The sequence below is a fragment of the Streptomyces sp. NBC_01717 genome, assembly GCF_036248255.1.
Lineage (GTDB): Bacteria > Actinomycetota > Actinomycetes > Streptomycetales > Streptomycetaceae > Streptomyces.
On record NZ_CP109178.1, the window covers coordinates 3326012 to 3341642 of the forward strand.

Genomic DNA, 15631 nt, shown 5'->3' on the forward strand with positions numbered 1-15631 from the left:
GATCAGCCCTCGCCCAGGAGCTTGCCGTCCGAGGTCTCGAACTGCTGCTTGAAGGCGGCGATCGCGTCGGCGATCGACTGCAGCGTGTCGTTCGACATCTTGCCGCCCTCGGCGATGCTGGTCAGGAGGTCCTTGCGCTCACGGCGCAGGTACTCCAGCAGCTCGCTCTCGAAGCGACGGATGTCCTCGACCGGGACGTCGTCCATCTTGCCGGTGGTACCGGCCCAGACGGAGACGACCTGCTCCTCGACGGGCATCGGCTGGTACTGGGCCTGCTTCAGCAGCTCGACCATGCGCTTGCCGCGCTCCAGCGACGCCTTCGAGGCCGCGTCCAGGTCGGAACCGAAGGCGGCGAACGCCTCCAGCTCGCGGAACTGGGCGAGGTCCACACGGAGACGGCCGGAGACCTGCTTCATGGCCTTGTGCTGGGCGGAGCCACCGACACGGGAGACCGAGATACCGACGTTCAGAGCCGGACGCTGGCCGGCGTTGAACAGGTCGGACTCCAGGAAGCACTGACCGTCGGTGATGGAGATGACGTTGGTCGGGATGAACGCCGACACGTCGTTCGCCTTGGTCTCGACGATCGGGAGGCCCGTCATCGAACCGGCACCCATCTCGTCGGAGAGCTTCGCGCAGCGCTCCAGCAGACGCGAGTGGAGGTAGAAGACGTCGCCCGGGTAGGCCTCACGGCCCGGCGGACGGCGCAGCAGCAGCGACACGGCGCGGTAGGCGTCGGCCTGCTTCGAAAGGTCGTCGAAGATGATCAGGACGTGCTTGCCCTGGTACATCCAGTGCTGACCGATGGCCGAACCGGTGTACGGCGCAAGGTACTTGAAGCCGGCCGGGTCGGACGCCGGGGCGGCGACGATGGTCGTGTACTCGAGCGCGCCGGCCTCTTCGAGGGCACCGCGCACGGAGGCGATGGTGGAGCCCTTCTGACCGATGGCGACGTAGATGCAGCGCACCTGCTTGTTCACGTCGCCCGAGCGCCAGTTGTCGCGCTGGTTGATGATCGTGTCGACGGCCAGAGCGGTCTTACCCGTCTGACGGTCACCAATGATCAGCTGACGCTGGCCGCGGCCGATCGGCACCATGGCGTCGACGGCCTTGTAGCCGGTCTGCATCGGCTCGTGCACCGACTTACGGACCATGACGCCAGGGGCCTGCAGCTCGAGGGCGCGGCGGCTGTCGGTCGCGATCTCGCCGAGACCGTCGATCGGGTTGCCGAGCGGGTCGACGACGCGGCCGAGGTAACCCTCGCCGACGCCGACGGAGAGCACCTCACCGGTGCGCTGCACCGGCTGGCCCTCCTCGATTCCGCTGAACTCGCCGAGGACGATCGCACCGATCTCGCGCTCCTCGAGGTTGAGGGCGAGACCGAGGGTTCCGTCCTCGAACTTCAGCAGCTCGTTCGCCATGGCCGAGGGAAGGCCCTCGACCTTCGCGATGCCGTCGCCGGCAACGCTGACCGTACCGACCTCCTCGCGCGAGGCCGCGTCCGGCTTGTACGACTGGACAAAGTTCTCCAGCGCGTCCCGGATCTCCTCCGGCCGGATCGTGAGCTCCGCCATCTGGGTTCCCTGCTCTCCTTGTTGGGCCCGAAGTTTCTTAAGGGGGTCTGGGGGCCGACCCCCAGGAATCTTCTGCAATTTCTGCACGGCCCAACCGGGCCGCTGGTCTTGCTTGTTCTGTTGCTGCGCTGCGTCAGCCGGCCATGCGACGGGTCGCCTCGTCGAGGCGCTCCGCGATGGTGCCGTTGATCAACTCGTCACCGACCCGCACCGCGATCCCGCCGAGGACCGTCGGGTCCACATCGAGATTCAGGTGCATCGGCCGACCGTAGATCTTCGCCAGTGCGGCACCGAGGCGCTGCTTCTGCTGATCACTCAGCGGCACTGCCGACGTGACCACGGCGACCATGCGGTCCCGGCGCTCCGCGGCAAGCTTGGAGAGGGACTCGAGTCCCGCTTCCAGGCTACGTCCCCGGGGCTGGGTCACAAGCCGCACGATGAGGCGCTCGGTGACGGGCCGCGCCTTGCCGCCGAGCAGGCTGCGCAGCAGCTCGCCCTTGGCGGCGGTGGACGCGGACCGGTTGGTGAGCGCGGCGCGCAGCTCCTTGTCGGAAGCCACGATCCGGCCGAACCGGAACAGCTCGTCCTCGACGTCGTCGAGGTCTCCGCTGCGCTGGGCGACGGTGAGGTCTGCGATGTTCGCCAGCTCCTCGACCGAGTCGACCAGGTCACGCGACTGCGACCAGCGGGAGCGGACCATGCCGGAGATCAGGTCGACGGTCTCGCCGCCCACCTGACCGCGCAGCAGTCGTCCGGCCAGCTCCGCCTTGGCCTCACCGGCCTGCGACGGGTCGGTCAGGACCCGCCTCAGTGAGACCTCGCGCTGGAGCAGCGCCGTGACGGCGGCCAGCTCCTCGGCGAGCTTCGCCACGTCGACCGACGTGCTGTCGGTCAGCGCGTCGAGACGCTCACGTGCGGCAGCCAGTGCCTCGCGGCTCGCGCCGTTCATCGGACAGCCTCGGCCTTCGCCTCGAGCTCGTCGAGGAAACGGTCGACGGTGCCGCTCTGCCGGGCGTGGTCCTCGAGGGACTCGCCGACGAGCTTGCCGGCCAGGTCGGTGGCGAGCTTGCCCACGTCCTGACGCAGCGCAGCGGCCGCAGCCTTGCGGTCGGCCTCGATCTGGGCGTGGCCGGCAGCGATGATCTCCTCGCGCTGCCGCTGGCCTTCCGCCCGCATCTCCTGCAGGATCACGGCGCCCTGCTCCTGTGCCTCCTGGCGCAGGCGCGCGGCCTCGTGACGGGCCTCGGCGAGCTGAGCCTTGTACTGCTCAAGAACGCTCTGGGCCTCGGTCTGGGCCGCATCGGCCTTTTCGATACCGCCTTCGATGGCCTCGCGGCGCTCGTCCAGAACCTTGTTGATGTTCGGGAGGAGCTTCTTGGCGAGGAAGCCGAAGACGATGAGGAAGGCGATGAGGCCGATGACGAGCTCGGGGATCGGCGGGATGAGAGGGTTTTCCATCTCAGCCGCGACCGTAAGCATCTGGCTCACGTCATTGCCTTTCGTCTAGTGGGCTGGTCGTGGATCCGAAGATCACTGGCCGTAGACGAACGGCATGACCAGACCGATGAGGGCGAGCGCCTCACAGAAGGCGAAGCCGAGAATCTGGTTGGCGCGGATGAGACCGGCAGCCTCGGGCTGACGGGCGAGAGCCTGGGTGCCGTTACCGAAGATGATGCCGACGCCGACGCCGGGGCCGATGGCGGCGAGGCCGTAACCGATGGAGCCGAGGGAGCCGCTGACGGCAGCAAGGGTCTGGGACATGCCAGTTCTTCCTTCTCTTTCACGGACCGGTGGGGGTTGGCCACCGGACGAATAAGGGTCGGAGCGCGAGATGCTCAGTGGTGCTTGGCGAGCGCGCCCTGGATGAAGGTGCAGGTCAGGAGCACGAAGACGTACGCCTGCAGCGCCTGAATGAAGAGCTCGAACGCGGTCATCACGATGACCATCACAAAGGAGACGCCCGCGTAGGCGATCCCGATGCCGTTGAGCAGGTACCAGCTGGCGATCGTGAACAGCAGCAGCAGCGTGTGGCCTGCAAACATGTTCGCGAAGAGTCGGACCGCGTGGGTGAAGGGGCGGACCAGCAGGTTCGAGAAGAACTCGATGAGCATGGCCAGCGGGAGCACCGGGCCGAGCGACTTGTCGTACCCGGTGAAGTTCTTGAAGGCGCCGACGAAGCCGTGACGCTTGAAGGTCAGGCTGACCCACAGGACGTACACGATCAGGGCCAGGACGATCGGGTACGCGATGATCGACGTCACCGGGAACTGCGCGACCGGGATGATCGACCAGAGGTTCATCATCCAGACGAAGAAGAACAGCGAGACAACGAGCGGGACGTACTTCTCGCCCTCACGCTTGCCGATCGTCTCGTAGACGATGCCGCGACGGATGAAGTCGTAGCCGGTCTCGGCGACCATCTGCAGCTTGCCCGGGACGACCTTCGGCTTACGGAAGGCGGCCCAGAAGAAACCGACGACGATGATCGAGCCGAGCAGGGCCAGCAGCATCGGCTTGTTGAAGTACAGGTTGCTGTCCGCGTCGCCCCAGAGGGGCTCGAACAGGAACGAGTGCAAGCCGGGTGCCGGGAAGCCACAACCGTTGTCGGCGAAGATGTGGCAATCGGTCTCGAAGGCGAGCACCTGTGTCGGGTCAGCACTCACCGCGGGCTCCTTCAGCGTGGCGCATAGGTACGGCAACCTCGTTGTGTCGGCGCGGCGTGGAGCCGCGGTTCGGCACTGGACTGGTGTTACGGATGTGTGAGCGGCAGTCAGGCATTGAGCCTCGCGATCGAGCAGGCGTCAGCTCACATGCCCGCGCCCGCAGTGCCGCAGTTGGAACCGGACGATAGCAGGGTCCGGAACGTGCACTTATTCCGCCCCTACCTTTCACGTCTGCGAGCCCGTGTTCTTGGGCTTGTCGCCCTGGTGGGACTCGGGCTCGACGTAAAGGATCTTGGCCTTCATGTGCGCACGCGCCTGTGCGCCGATCCACACGAGAGTCGTCGCAACCAGCGTGATCGCGAAGGCCTTCGGGTTGAACAGCGTCGTGTTCTTGAATGCGGCCACAAAGATGAACAGCAGCAGGAGCTGGGCTGTATACAGCATCAGCCCCATCGCCTGGAACAAGTGGGGCAGGGACCTCGCGGTCCGTTGCAGGACCATGAGGCCGATCCCCATGAAGAGGATCACCACGATCGTCGCAACGACCGCGCCCAGGGCTCCCTTGCCGCCGGCAACGCCACCGCTGATGGCGGCGGCAACAGCGCCGGCGACAGCGGTGGGTACGGCGGCTTGAAGGAGAGTCCGGACGTCGTTGGACGGCATGGCGGCAGCTCCGCTTGCAGGGGGTGGGCAGTGTGTCGTCATGGACGAGCGTAGGCCCGGTTCGGGTCGATACCTCGGGCCGACAGAGCCTCTCATCAGGCTCCTTCGGCTCCGTCACCGGGCTTAGTGAACGGTATCACAAACTATTTGATGAGGTCTTTACCAAGAAAGTGTGGTCGCTGTCACACATGAGAGTTAACCCGCGCGTGTGAGCAAGACAACTCAACGCTTTGTCTGGTAATGCCCTTCGCTGCCCGAATCGTTAGCGGGCCGTATCGGCTTTGTGTCTCTCCGGGAGACGCGAACGGGGGCCGATCGCGGTCGCTCCGTTGACGCCGGAGACTCCCGCGACGACCCGGCGCCGCCCCTGGGGCTCGTCCGCGTCCTGCCCCATCTGCGCTTCCCTGGGCTCCTGTTGGGTCCCGTACGCAGACGAGGGCGTGGCTCCCGGCTCCTCGCCGCGGTGGCCTCGGCGGCGGTAACGAGGCGGCACAAAACGCTCCGCCCAGCGCGGTGCGCGCGGGGTGAAGCGAGGCATCAGCAGCAGGACCAGGCCCACCGCGCTCAGCCCCACGATGACCAGCACGATCCACAGCGACGCCGAGTGCACGGAGTAACCGACCGTCCCGAAGGCGATGAGAGCCGACCAGAAGTACATGATCAGCACGGCCCTGCTGTGCGAATGGCCGATCTCCAGCAGCCGGTGGTGCAGATGGCCACGGTCCGCCGCGAACGGCGACTGACCGTTCCAGGTACGCCGCACGATCGCCAGCACCAGGTCGGCCGCCGGGATCGCGATGATGGTCAGCGGCAGCAGCAGCGGGATGAAGACCGGCAGCATCGCGTGGGTCGCCTCACGCTCACTGCCCGCGAAGAGCTTCATCGCGTCCGGGTCGACCTGGCCCGTGACGGAGATCGCGCCGGCCGCCAGCACGAGGCCGATCAGCATCGATCCGGAGTCGCCCATGAAGATCCGGGCGGGATGCATGTTGTGCGGCAGGAAGCCGAGGCACATGCCCATCAGGATCGCGGTGAACAGCGTCGCCGGGGCGGCGGCCTCGATCATGTGCCCGTACCAGAGCCGGTACGTGTACAGGAAGGACGCGGCGGAGGCGATGCACACCATGCCGGCCGCCAGACCGTCCAGGCCGTCGACGAAGTTGACCGCGTTGATCGTGATGACGACCAGTGCGACGGTGAGCAGCGTGCCCTGCCACTGGGTGAGGGCGACCGTGCCGATGCCGGGGATCGGCAGCCAGAGGATCGTCAGACCCTGGATGACCATGACCGCGGCGGCGATCATCTGCCCGCCGAGCTTGATCAGCGCATCGATCTCGAACTTGTCGTCGAGGACGCCGATCAGCCAGATCAGGGCGGCACCGGAGAGCAGCGCCCGCGGCTCGTTGGAGAGCTGGAAGACGCCGTCGAGGTTGTACAGATGGTCCGCGACGATCAGTCCGGCGCACAGCCCGCCGAACATGGCGATGCCACCGAGCCGCGGTGTCGGTTCTCGGTGCACGTCACGCGCACGGATCGCGGGCATCGCCCCGACCGCGATCGCGAACTTCCGCACCGGACCGGTCAGCAGATAGGTCACCGCGGCCGTGACACACAGTGTCAGCAAGTAATCACGCACGGGCTGCCCCACAGATATCGCCGGCCATCTCAGCCCACACCTTAACTACGTCGGCCTCATGGTTGAGGACAAGGAGGTACGGCTGATGGTTGCACGAGCCACGTCTACCCCGGATAGGGGGGATATTTCCCTGCCAGTTCCTTTACCTCTGCGCGGACGTCGCCTTCCTCACGTACGGCCGCCCCGAAGAGCACCGCGATCCGCGCCATGTCGGCGTCGCCCATGCCCTGGGTGGTGACGGCGGCGGTGCCGAGCCTGATGCCCCGGGCGTCCCCGTACGGCAGCGCGCAGGTGTCCAGCACCATGCCCGCAGCCGCGAGCCGCTCGCGGGCGGTGCGGCCGTCCACGCCGAGCGGCGCCGGGTCCGCGACGATCAGATGGGTGTCCGTGCCGCCGGTGGTCACCTCGAAGCCCTCGGCCTCCAGACCGGCCGCCAGCACCCGCGCATGGGCCACCACCTGGTGGGCGTACCCCGTGAACGCCGGTCTCGCCGCCTCCCCGAACGCCACCGCCTTGGCCGCGACCGTGTGCATCTGCGCCCCGCCCTGGGTGAAGGGGAAGACGGCCCGGTCGATCCGCTCGGCCAGCTCCGCGCCGCACAGGATCATGCCGCCGCGCGGCCCGCGCAGCACCTTGTGCGTGGTGGCGCACACCACATCGGCATATGGGACGGGACTGGGCGCGGCTCCCCCGGCGATCAGCCCCATCGGATGTGCGGCATCGGCGATCAGATACGCGCCGACCTCGTCGGCGATCTCACGGAACACCTCGTAGTCGGGGTGACGCGGGTACGAGATCGAGCCGCTGACGATCGCCTTGGGCCGGTGGGTGCGGGCCAGGGTGCGCACCTGCTCGTAGTCGATCAGACCGCTGTCGGAGTCGACCCCGTAGCCGATGAACTCGAACCAGCGGCCGGAGAAATTGGCAGGCGAGCCGTGGGTGAGGTGTCCGCCGTACGGGAGTCCCATCGCGAGGACCGTGTCGCCGGGGCGCAGCAGCGCCGCGTACGCCGCGAGGACGGCCGAGGAGCCGGAGTGCGACTGGACGTTGGCGTGCTCGGCTCCGAAGAGCGTGGTGGCCCGCTGGACGGCGATGAATTCGGCGGCGTCGGCCATTTCGCAGCCGCCGTGGTGGCGGGCGCCGGGGTATCCCTCGGCGTACTTGTTGGCGAGCGGTGAGCCGAGGGCGGCGAGGACCGCGGGCGAGGTGAAGTTCTCGGCGGCGATCAGCTGCAGGGTGCTCGACTGCCGGTTCAGCTCCCCCAGCAGCACATCGGCGATCTCCGGGTCCTCCCGGATCAGGGCTGCGAAGTCCTGCGGCAGGGCGGTGACGTGGGCGGAGGTGGGTGCGGCGGGGGTGGTGACCGACATCTGACGGCTCCGGGCCTGGGACGGGGGTGCGCTGGCGTCAGATCCAAGGTAGGCCAGTACCCGGCTCGCTGCCTGCTGCGCGCTGCCCCCGGACGCGTCAGTGCGGGGCCGGTACACCCGTCAGTGCGGTGACCACCGGCTCCAGGGCCTGGTTGATCTCGTCGCCGACGGAGCGGAAGAACGTGATCGGGGCGCCGTACGGGTCGTACACCTCGTCGGCCTCGGCGGTGGGGGCCAGCAGCCAGCCGCGCAGCGCGGCTGCCGCACGGACCAGGGCGCGGGCGCGTTCGACGACGCCCTCGTCGCGCGGGTCGGGCAGCGTCGCGGGGTCTATGGCCCGGACCAGCCGGGTGAATTCCTTGAGCGTGAACGTCCTCAGGCCGGCCGAGTGACCCATCGAGATCACCTGGGCGCGGTGGTCGCGGGTGGCGGTGAGGACGAGGTCGGCACGGATCACGTGCTCGTCGAGCAGTTCCCGGCCGACGAAGCCGGTGGCGTCGGCGCCGAAGTCGGCCAGGACGATCTCGGCGTTGGCCTCCATGGGGGCGCCTTCGTGCCCCCACGTGCCGGCGCTCTCCACGATCAGGCCGCCGCTGAGCGGATCGCCGAGGCGGTCCACCAGGGCATGGCGGGTCAGCCGCTCGGTGATGGGCGAGCGGCAGACGTTGCCGGTGCTGACGTGGAGGATGCGGAAAGTGTCGGTCCGCCCCGCTATGCCACGCCCCTCAGGGGCGGTCAATTGGCCACCTCGAGGTCTGGTACCACCTTGCGGAGTTCCTCGACGGAGAGCGCACCGGCGCGCAGCAGTACCGGCACCTTGCCGGTGACGTCGACGATGGAGGACGGCACGATGCCGGGGGTCGGGCCGCCGTCGAGGTAGACGGAGACGGAGTCGCCGAGCATCTCCTGGGCGGCGTCGCAGTCCTCGGGAGACGGGTGTCCGGTGAGGTTGGCGCTGGAGACGGCCATCGGACCGACCTCGGTGAGCAGCTCGATGGCGACCGGGTGCAGCGGCATCCGGACGGCGACGGTGCCGCGGGTGTCGCCGAGGTCCCACTGGAGCGACGGCTGGTGCTTCGCGACGAGCGTGAGGGCGCCGGGCCAGAAGGCGTCGACGAGCTCCCAGGCCTGCTCGGAGAAGTCCGTGACCAAGCCGTGCAGGGTGTTCGGGGAGCCGATCAGGACAGGGGTGGGCATATTGCGGCCGCGGCCCTTGGCGTCGAGCAGGTCGGCGACGCCCTCGGAGCTGAAGGCGTCCGCACCGATCCCGTACACGGTGTCGGTGGGCAGCACGACCAGTTCGCCGCGGCGCACGGCGGACGCGGCTTCGCGCAGACCCGTCGTACGGTCGGTCGCGTCGTTGCAGTCGTATCGCCGTGCCATCAGCCGGCCTCCTCAAGCGTGTACGGGTACGGGTCGTGCGGGTGCGCGTGCGGGGCGCCGGTCACGGCATGGCCTTGCGGGCCGTGGCGAACCGGGGGCGCCCGTTCAGGTCGGGGTGGTCGGCCGCGTCGGCCCAGCCCCGCTCCTCGGTGAAGATCCACGGCACTTGACCGCCCTGGGTGTCGGCGTGCTCGATGACGACGAGACCGCCGGGCCGCAGCAGACGGTGTGCGGTGCGTTCGATACCGCGGATGGTGTCGAGGCCGTCCTCGCCGGAGAAGAGCGCCATCTCCGGATCGTGGTCACGGGCCTCGGGTGCCACGTACTCCCACTCGGTGAGCGGGATGTACGGCGGGTTGGAGATGACCAGGTCGACCTGGCCGTCGAGCTCGGGAAGGGCCGTCAGGGCGTCCCCGCGGTGCACGGTGACCCTTGACCCCTCGGCGTTCTTCCGCGTCCAGGTGAGGGCCTCCTCGGACAGCTCCACGGCGTGCACGCGCGAGCGCGGCACCTCCTGGGCCATGGCGAGGGCGATGGCGCCCGATCCCGTGCAGAGGTCGACGATCATCGGCTCGACGACGTCCATCGCGCGGACGGCGTCTATCGCCCAGCCGACGACCGATTCGGTCTCCGGGCGGGGGACGAAGACGCCGGGGCCGACCTGGAGCTCCAGGTAGCGGAAGAAGGCGCGACCGGTGATGTGCTGGAGCGGCTCGCGGGCCTCGCGGCGGGCGACGGCCTCCCAGTACCGGGCGTCGAAGTCCGCGTCCGGCACGTTGTGCAGCTCGCCCCGCTTGACGCCGTGCACGAACGCGGCAAGTTCCTCCGCGTCGAATCGCGGTGAGGGTACACCGGCGTCGGCCAGCCGCTGGGTGGCCTGGGCCACCTCGGCGAGCAGCAGGTTCATCGCGGTTCTCCGTACGGTTTCACGGGCGGGGCGGGGCGTTGCTTATGCGGCGGCGAGCTTGGCGGCGGAGTCGGCGTCGACGCAGGCCTGGATGACTGCGTCCAGTTCACCGTCGAGCACCTGGTCCAAGTTGTACGCCTTGAATCCGACGCGGTGGTCCGAGATCCGGTTTTCCGGGAAGTTGTAGGTACGGATCTTCTCGGAACGGTCGACGGTACGCACCTGGCTGCGCCGGACGTCCGAGGCTTCCTGCTCGGCCGCCTCCTGAGCCGCGGCAAGCAGTCGCGACCGCAGGATACGCATCGCCTGCTCCTTGTTCTGAAGCTGGCTCTTCTCGTTCTGGCAGGAGGCGACGACACCGGTCGGCAGGTGCGTGATGCGGACGGCGGAGTCCGTCGTGTTGACGGACTGGCCGCCGGGGCCCGAGGAGCGGTAGACGTCGATACGGAGATCGTTGGCGTGGATCTCGACGTCGACCTCCTCCGCCTCGGGCGTGACGAGCACACCGGCTGCCGATGTGTGGATACGGCCCTGGGACTCGGTGGACGGCACCCGCTGCACGCGGTGCACGCCGCCCTCGTACTTCATCCGGGCCCACACACCCTGGCCGGGCTCGGTGGCGCCGTTGCCGCCCTTGGTCTTCACGGCGACCTGGACGTCCTTGTACCCACCGAGCTCGGACTCGGTGGAGTCGATGATCTCGGTCTTCCAGCCGACACGCTCGGCGTACCGCAGATACATGCGCAGCAGATCGCCGGCGAACAGGGCGGACTCGTCGCCGCCCGCGCCCGCCTTGATCTCCAGGAGCACGTCCTTGTCGTCACTGGGGTCGCGCGGGACCAGGAGGAGGCGGAGCTTCTCGGTGAGCTCCTCGCGCTGCTTCTCCAGGTCCTTCACCTCGGCGGCGAAGTCGGGGTCTTCCGCCGCGAGCTCGCGGGCGGTCTCGATGTCGTCCGCGGTCTGCTTCCAGGAGAGGTACGTACCGACGATCGGGGTCAGCTCGGCGTAGCGCTTGTTGAGCTTGCGCGCGTTGGCCTGGTCGGCGTGGACCGCGGGATCCGCGAGCTTCTTCTCAAGATCGGCCTGTTCGCCGATCAGTTCCTCGACCGCCTCGAACATCGGGGGCTCCTGGGTGTGGGGTATCCCCTGCTCATCAAGAGCTCGGGGAAGTGACTTCGACATGCCTGCTGGACGGCGGTGTGCTGTCCGGACGGGGGGTGCGGGGACGGGCCTGAACCCCCCGGCCGGAAAAAAACGCCGGTCTCGACGCCCCCGGGAAGAGGGCGCCGAGAACCGGCGCAATGGCTCGCTACTTGCTGGCGGAGCCTGCAGCCTTGCCGAAGCGGGCCTCGAAGCGGGCCACACGGCCACCGGTGTCGAGGATCTTCTGCTTGCCCGTGTAGAACGGGTGGCACTCGGAGCAGACGTCGGCACGGATGGCGCCGCCGCCGATGGTGGACCGCGTGGTGAACGACGCGCCACAGGTGCAGCTGACCTGCGTCTCGACGTACTCGGGGTGGATGTCGCGCTTCAAGGGTGTCTCCTAGGTTCGGGAGGGCGCCGGGTCGTACGCGCGGATTTGCGCATCCGTGAACCGGGGCCGACGTACCAGTCTGCCAGGACCGGCCGTATCTCCCAAAACCGGGGGCGTGCCGCAACTATTCCCGAGCGCTGCGGAACGCTCCGCGCACGCCGGGACACCGGACTGTGGTGGTCCTACCGGACGACCTGGCCCGCACCGCCCTTGTCGCCGGCCGACTTCTCGATGGCGGAGGCGGGGATCGGCTTGTCCTGCTTGAGGGCGGTCCACACCTGCTGTGCGGACTTCTCCAGCGGTACGACGCGGTTCGGGTCGGCCGGGTCGTACTGCACGGGCAGCGTGACCATGTGGACGTTTTTCGAGCCGAGCCCCTTGAGGCCGTTGGCGAAGCCCGTGAGCTCCTTGACCGAACCCAGGTCGGAGTCGGTGGTGATGGCCTTGGTCGCCGTGTCCGCGAGACCGAACAGCGTCTTCGGGTCGGAGAACACCCCCACGGTCTTCGCCTGTTCCATCAGCGCCTTGATGAAGGCCTGCTGGAGCTGGATACGGCCGAGGTCGCTGCCGTCGCCGACGCTCTTGCGGGTGCGGACCAGGCCGAGCGACTGCTCTCCGTCGAGGGTGTGGGTGCCGGGCGTCAGATTCAGATGGCTCTTGGAGTCGTCGATCGCCTGCGTGGTGGTGATCTTGACGCCGCCCAGCTGGTCGATGAGCTTCTTGAAGCCGGTGAAGTCGACCTCGAGGTAGTGGTCCATGCGGATGCCGGACATCGACTCGACGGTCTTGACCGCGCAGGCCGGCCCGCCGACCTCGTACGCCGTGTTGAACATCGCGCGCTGCTCGCCCGGTACGGTCTCGCCGCTGGTGTCGCTCGTGCAGTCGGGGCGGGTGACGAGGGTGTCGCGCGGAATGGAGACGACGCTCGCGGTCCTGTGGCCCTGATTGAGGTGCACGACCATCGCGGTGTCCGAGCGGGCGGTGCCTTCGTCCCTGCCGTACTCGGAGTTCGCGCCGGAGCGGGAGTCGGAGCCCAGGACGAGGATGTCCTGCGAGCCGTTGTCGACATCGGCCGGGCGGTTCTTGCCGAGCGCGGCGTTGATGTCGACGGCCTTGAGATTTCCGTTGAGCTTGAAGTACGCGTAACCCAGACCCGCACCGCCCACCACGACCACGCCGGCCACGGTCCAGGCGGCTACGGCCGTCGCCCTGCGGCGGCGGGAAGGCTCCTTCCGGCGCTTGCCGGTGCCGCGTATTCGGCCGTTGCTCCCGTTCTGCCCGGTCATCCGTCTCCTCGATCCTCACCTGCCCCGGCTACCCCCTGCAGTGGTGTTCGGGCACTGGTTCTGTCGCTTTGTCGCTATGAGTACGACGTGGTGGCTCGAAAAAGGGTTGCACAGCGCCCGGTCGGGACCGGGTGAGGACCCAAGCCGCGCACGACGGCGGGGAACGGCCGGTGATCCCGCGCTCACCTGCGGTTTCCTGCCTGCTACAGGCATCGCCGGGGCCGGTGGCGGAACCGTCGCCGTGTGGCGAAGGTCTCGGATCGGGCGGATCTGCCGAAAGGCCGGAAATCGATGCACCGGAACAGGGCCGCCCCCGTCACCGAGGTGACGGGGGCGGCCCTGTGACAACTGCCTGAGCGGTACGACGTCAGTCGTTGCCGTTGCCCGGAGCGGGCGTCGTCTTCTGGATCTGGAGCAGGAACTCCGCGTTGGACTGGGTCTTCTTCATCCGGTCCAGGAGGAGCTCGATCGCCTGCTGCTGGTCGAGCGCGTGCAGCACCCGGCGCAGCTTCCAGACAATCGCCAACTCGTCGCTGCCGAGCAGGATTTCTTCCTTACGGGTGCTGGACGCGTCGACGTCCACCGCCGGGAAGATGCGCTTGTCCGAGAGCTTCCGGTCGAGCTTGAGCTCCATGTTGCCGGTGCCCTTGAACTCCTCGAAGATCACCTCGTCCATGCGCGAGCCGGTCTCGACGAGCGCGGTGGCCAGGATGGTCAGCGAGCCGCCGTCCTCGATGTTGCGCGCGGCACCGAAGAAGCGCTTCGGCGGGTACAGCGCGGTCGAGTCGACACCACCGGACAGGATGCGACCGGATGCCGGGGCCGCGAGGTTGTACGCGCGGCCGAGGCGGGTGATCGAGTCCAGCAGGACGACCACGTCGTGACCCAGCTCGACGAGACGCTTGGCGCGCTCGATGGCCAGCTCGGCGACGGTGGTGTGGTCCTCGGCGGGACGGTCGAAGGTCGAGGAGATGACCTCGCCCTTCACCGACCGCTGCATGTCGGTGACCTCTTCCGGACGCTCGTCGACCAGGACGACCATCAGGTGGCACTCGGGACTGTTGACGGTGATCGCGTTGGCGATCGCCTGCAGGATCATGGTCTTGCCGGTCTTCGGCGGGGCCACGATCAGACCACGCTGGCCCTTGCCGATCGGTGCGACCAGGTCGATGATCCGCGTCGTCAGGACGTTGGAGTCGGTCTCCAGACGGAGCCGGTCCTGCGGGTACAGCGGGGTCAGCTTCTGGAACTCCGGGCGGCCGCGGCCGCTTTCCGGAGCCATGCCGTTGACCGAGTCGAGGCGGACCAGCGCGTTGAACTTCTCGCGGCGCTCGCCGTCCTTGGGCTGGCGCACCGCACCGGTGACGTGGTCACCCTTGCGCAGGCCGTTCTTGCGGACCTGGGCGAGCGAGACGTACACGTCGTTCGGGCCCGGCAGGTAGCCGGAGGTCCGGATGAACGCGTAGTTGTCGAGGATGTCCAGGATGCCCGCGACCGGGATCAGGACGTCGTCGTCGGAGACCGGCGGCGCGTCGCTCGCGAAGTCGTCACGGCCACGACGGCCACGGCGGTCGCGGTAGCGGCCACGGCGACCGCGACGGCCACCTGCCTCGTCGTCGTAACCGTCGTCCTGCGGTCCGCCGCCACCCTGCTGGCCCTGGCCCTGGCTCTGGCCCTGGCCCTGGCCCTGGCCCTGACCCTGGCGCTGCTGGCGCTGGCCGCCCTGCTGGCCCTGGCCACCGCCCTGCTCCTCGCCCTTGCCGCGGCGGTCGCGCTGACGGTCACGGCGGTCGCCGCGGTCGCCGCGGTCGCCGCGGTCGCCACGCTGACCGCGGTCGCCACGGCGGCCTTCGGCGGTGTCCACGGCGGCTTCGGCCTTCGCGTCGGCGCGGTCGTCACCCTTGGGCTCGGCCTGCGTCTCCACCTTGGCCTCGGCCTTGGGCTCCGCCTTGACGTCCGGGCTGCCCGCCTGCGCGGTCGCACGGCGCCGACGACGCTCACCCGTGGGCTGGTCGTCGCTGGCCGGCTGACCGGGGATGTCGATCTGCTGCTGGGCCGTCGCCTTCTCGGCGGGCGCGGCGGCGGACTCGTCCCCCGTGCGCGCCTTGGAGGTGGCGCGGCGCTTCGGCTTGGTCTCGGCGTCCGCGGCGGCGGGCGCTGCGGCAGCCTTGGGCGCAGCGCTTCCGCCCTGCGCCTCCTTGATGACCTCGATCAGCTGGCTCTTGCGCATCCGCGCAGTGCCCTTGATGCCGAGGCCGGACGCGACCTGCTGCAGCTCGGCCAGGACCATGCCATCGAGGCCGGTGCCGGAGCGGCGGCGCCGTGCGGTGGTGCCAGTGGCAGCACCTTCGGCGGGCGCGGAGCTGTCGACGGTCTTGTCGGCAGTCACGCCCATCAGATCGGTGGTGTCGCTCACGAAGGGTCCTTCCCTGGAGCGGACGTCGGCCTTCTGGCTCGGCGACCGGTTGTGCTGTCCGACTGCGGTCTTTGGATCTTGCGGACCGTGCCGGGGCGGTGGTCCGCCGGGTACGGCGGAGAGATGAATGTGCAAGGGTCCGACGCGAGCATCCCCCTGCTCGGCCCACTCCTGGACAAGCGAAGGGTGTCGTGCCGGT

15 protein-coding genes are annotated in these 15631 nt (G+C 68.6%); all 15 read right to left on the minus strand.

The window, feature by feature from the left end; genetic code table 11:
- Nucleotides 1-2: 2 nt before the first annotated feature.
- The 15 genes from atpA to rho all read right to left on the minus strand — a co-directional run bounded on the left by atpA (nt 3) and on the right by rho (nt 15432).
- Entirely contained in the window at nt 3-1574 is a 1572-nt protein-coding gene (atpA, locus tag OHB49_RS14930) for a F0F1 ATP synthase subunit alpha (protein WP_030971531.1), read from the minus strand.
- Nucleotides 1575-1707: 133 nt separating this feature from the next.
- Nucleotides 1708-2523: a F0F1 ATP synthase subunit delta gene (locus OHB49_RS14935; RefSeq protein ID WP_329160792.1), complete on the minus strand. Its 816-nt coding sequence runs from the start codon at nt 2521-2523 to the stop codon at nt 1708-1710.
- Nucleotides 2520-3053: a F0F1 ATP synthase subunit B gene (locus OHB49_RS14940; RefSeq protein WP_371797265.1), complete on the minus strand. Its 534-nt coding sequence runs from the start codon at nt 3051-3053 to the stop codon at nt 2520-2522. The genes OHB49_RS14935 and OHB49_RS14940 overlap by 4 nt, the downstream gene beginning before the upstream one ends.
- 51 nt (nt 3054-3104) lie before the next feature.
- Nucleotides 3105-3335 (minus strand): ATP synthase F0 subunit C, encoded by a 231-nt coding sequence (gene atpE, locus OHB49_RS14945; RefSeq protein ID WP_030915976.1) that lies wholly within the window; start codon nt 3333-3335, stop codon nt 3105-3107.
- Nucleotides 3336-3409: 74 nt separating this feature from the next.
- Nucleotides 3410-4237 carry a F0F1 ATP synthase subunit A gene (gene atpB, locus OHB49_RS14950; protein WP_030971537.1) on the minus strand — a complete coding sequence of 276 codons (828 nt, stop codon included), beginning with the start codon at nt 4235-4237 and terminating at the stop codon, nt 3410-3412.
- A 225-nt stretch (nt 4238-4462) separates the two neighbouring features.
- Nucleotides 4463-4900 carry a hypothetical protein gene (locus tag OHB49_RS14955; protein WP_030971539.1) on the minus strand — a complete coding sequence of 146 codons (438 nt, stop codon included), beginning with the start codon at nt 4898-4900 and terminating at the stop codon, nt 4463-4465.
- 262 nt (nt 4901-5162) lie between these two features.
- Nucleotides 5163-6548, minus strand: a complete 1386-nt coding sequence (locus OHB49_RS14960) for an MraY family glycosyltransferase (protein WP_030971541.1) — start codon at nt 6546-6548, stop codon at nt 5163-5165.
- A gap of 92 nt (nt 6549-6640) precedes the next feature.
- Nucleotides 6641-7906 (minus strand): serine hydroxymethyltransferase, encoded by a 1266-nt coding sequence (glyA, locus tag OHB49_RS14965; protein WP_030971543.1) that lies wholly within the window; start codon nt 7904-7906, stop codon nt 6641-6643.
- A gap of 97 nt (nt 7907-8003) precedes the next feature.
- Complete coding sequence (locus OHB49_RS14970; protein ID WP_030915954.1) at nt 8004-8645, minus strand: arsenate reductase/protein-tyrosine-phosphatase family protein; 642 nt, start codon at nt 8643-8645, stop codon at nt 8004-8006.
- Nucleotides 8642-9289 carry an L-threonylcarbamoyladenylate synthase gene (locus tag OHB49_RS14975; RefSeq protein ID WP_030915951.1) on the minus strand — a complete coding sequence of 216 codons (648 nt, stop codon included), beginning with the start codon at nt 9287-9289 and terminating at the stop codon, nt 8642-8644. Before OHB49_RS14975 ends, OHB49_RS14970 begins: the two co-directional genes overlap by 4 nt.
- Before the next feature lie 61 nt (nt 9290-9350).
- Nucleotides 9351-10196, minus strand: coding sequence for a peptide chain release factor N(5)-glutamine methyltransferase (gene prmC / locus OHB49_RS14980; RefSeq protein WP_030915948.1), 846 nt, complete (start codon nt 10194-10196; stop codon nt 9351-9353).
- Nucleotides 10197-10238: 42 nt separating this feature from the next.
- Nucleotides 10239-11315, minus strand: coding sequence for a peptide chain release factor 1 (gene prfA / locus OHB49_RS14985; protein WP_313939216.1), 1077 nt, complete (start codon nt 11313-11315; stop codon nt 10239-10241).
- A 190-nt stretch (nt 11316-11505) separates the two neighbouring features.
- A complete protein-coding gene (gene rpmE, locus OHB49_RS14990) occupies nt 11506-11730 on the minus strand; it encodes a 50S ribosomal protein L31 (RefSeq protein WP_030971552.1) in 225 nt (74 codons plus the stop codon).
- 182 nt (nt 11731-11912) lie between these two features.
- Nucleotides 11913-13016, minus strand: a complete 1104-nt coding sequence (locus OHB49_RS14995; protein ID WP_329160798.1) for an LCP family protein — start codon at nt 13014-13016, stop codon at nt 11913-11915.
- A gap of 367 nt (nt 13017-13383) precedes the next feature.
- Nucleotides 13384-15432, minus strand: coding sequence for a transcription termination factor Rho (gene rho, locus OHB49_RS15000; protein WP_329160800.1), 2049 nt, complete (start codon nt 15430-15432; stop codon nt 13384-13386).
- Nucleotides 15433-15631: the final 199 nt, after the last annotated feature.

Coding starts and splice junctions, on each gene's coding strand:
- atpA (WP_030971531.1), bottom strand. CDS start 1,574: ATGGCGGAGCTCACGATCCGGCCGGAGGAGATCCGGGACGCGCTGGAG.
- OHB49_RS14940 (WP_371797265.1), bottom strand. CDS start 3,053: ATGCTTACGGTCGCGGCTGAGATGGAAAACCCTCTCATCCCGCCGATC.
- OHB49_RS14955 (WP_030971539.1), bottom strand. CDS start 4,900: ATGCCGTCCAACGACGTCCGGACTCTCCTTCAAGCCGCCGTACCCACC.
- prfA (WP_313939216.1), bottom strand. CDS start 11,315: ATGTTCGAGGCGGTCGAGGAACTGATCGGCGAACAGGCCGATCTTGAG.
- OHB49_RS14975 (WP_030915951.1), bottom strand. CDS start 9,289: ATGGCACGGCGATACGACTGCAACGACGCGACCGACCGTACGACGGGT.
- atpE (WP_030915976.1), bottom strand. CDS start 3,335: ATGTCCCAGACCCTTGCTGCCGTCAGCGGCTCCCTCGGCTCCATCGGT.
- OHB49_RS14995 (WP_329160798.1), bottom strand. CDS start 13,016: ATGACCGGGCAGAACGGGAGCAACGGCCGAATACGCGGCACCGGCAAG.
- glyA (WP_030971543.1), bottom strand. CDS start 7,906: ATGTCGGTCACCACCCCCGCCGCACCCACCTCCGCCCACGTCACCGCC.
- OHB49_RS14935 (WP_329160792.1), bottom strand. CDS start 2,523: ATGAACGGCGCGAGCCGCGAGGCACTGGCTGCCGCACGTGAGCGTCTC.
- prmC (WP_030915948.1), bottom strand. CDS start 10,196: ATGAACCTGCTGCTCGCCGAGGTGGCCCAGGCCACCCAGCGGCTGGCC.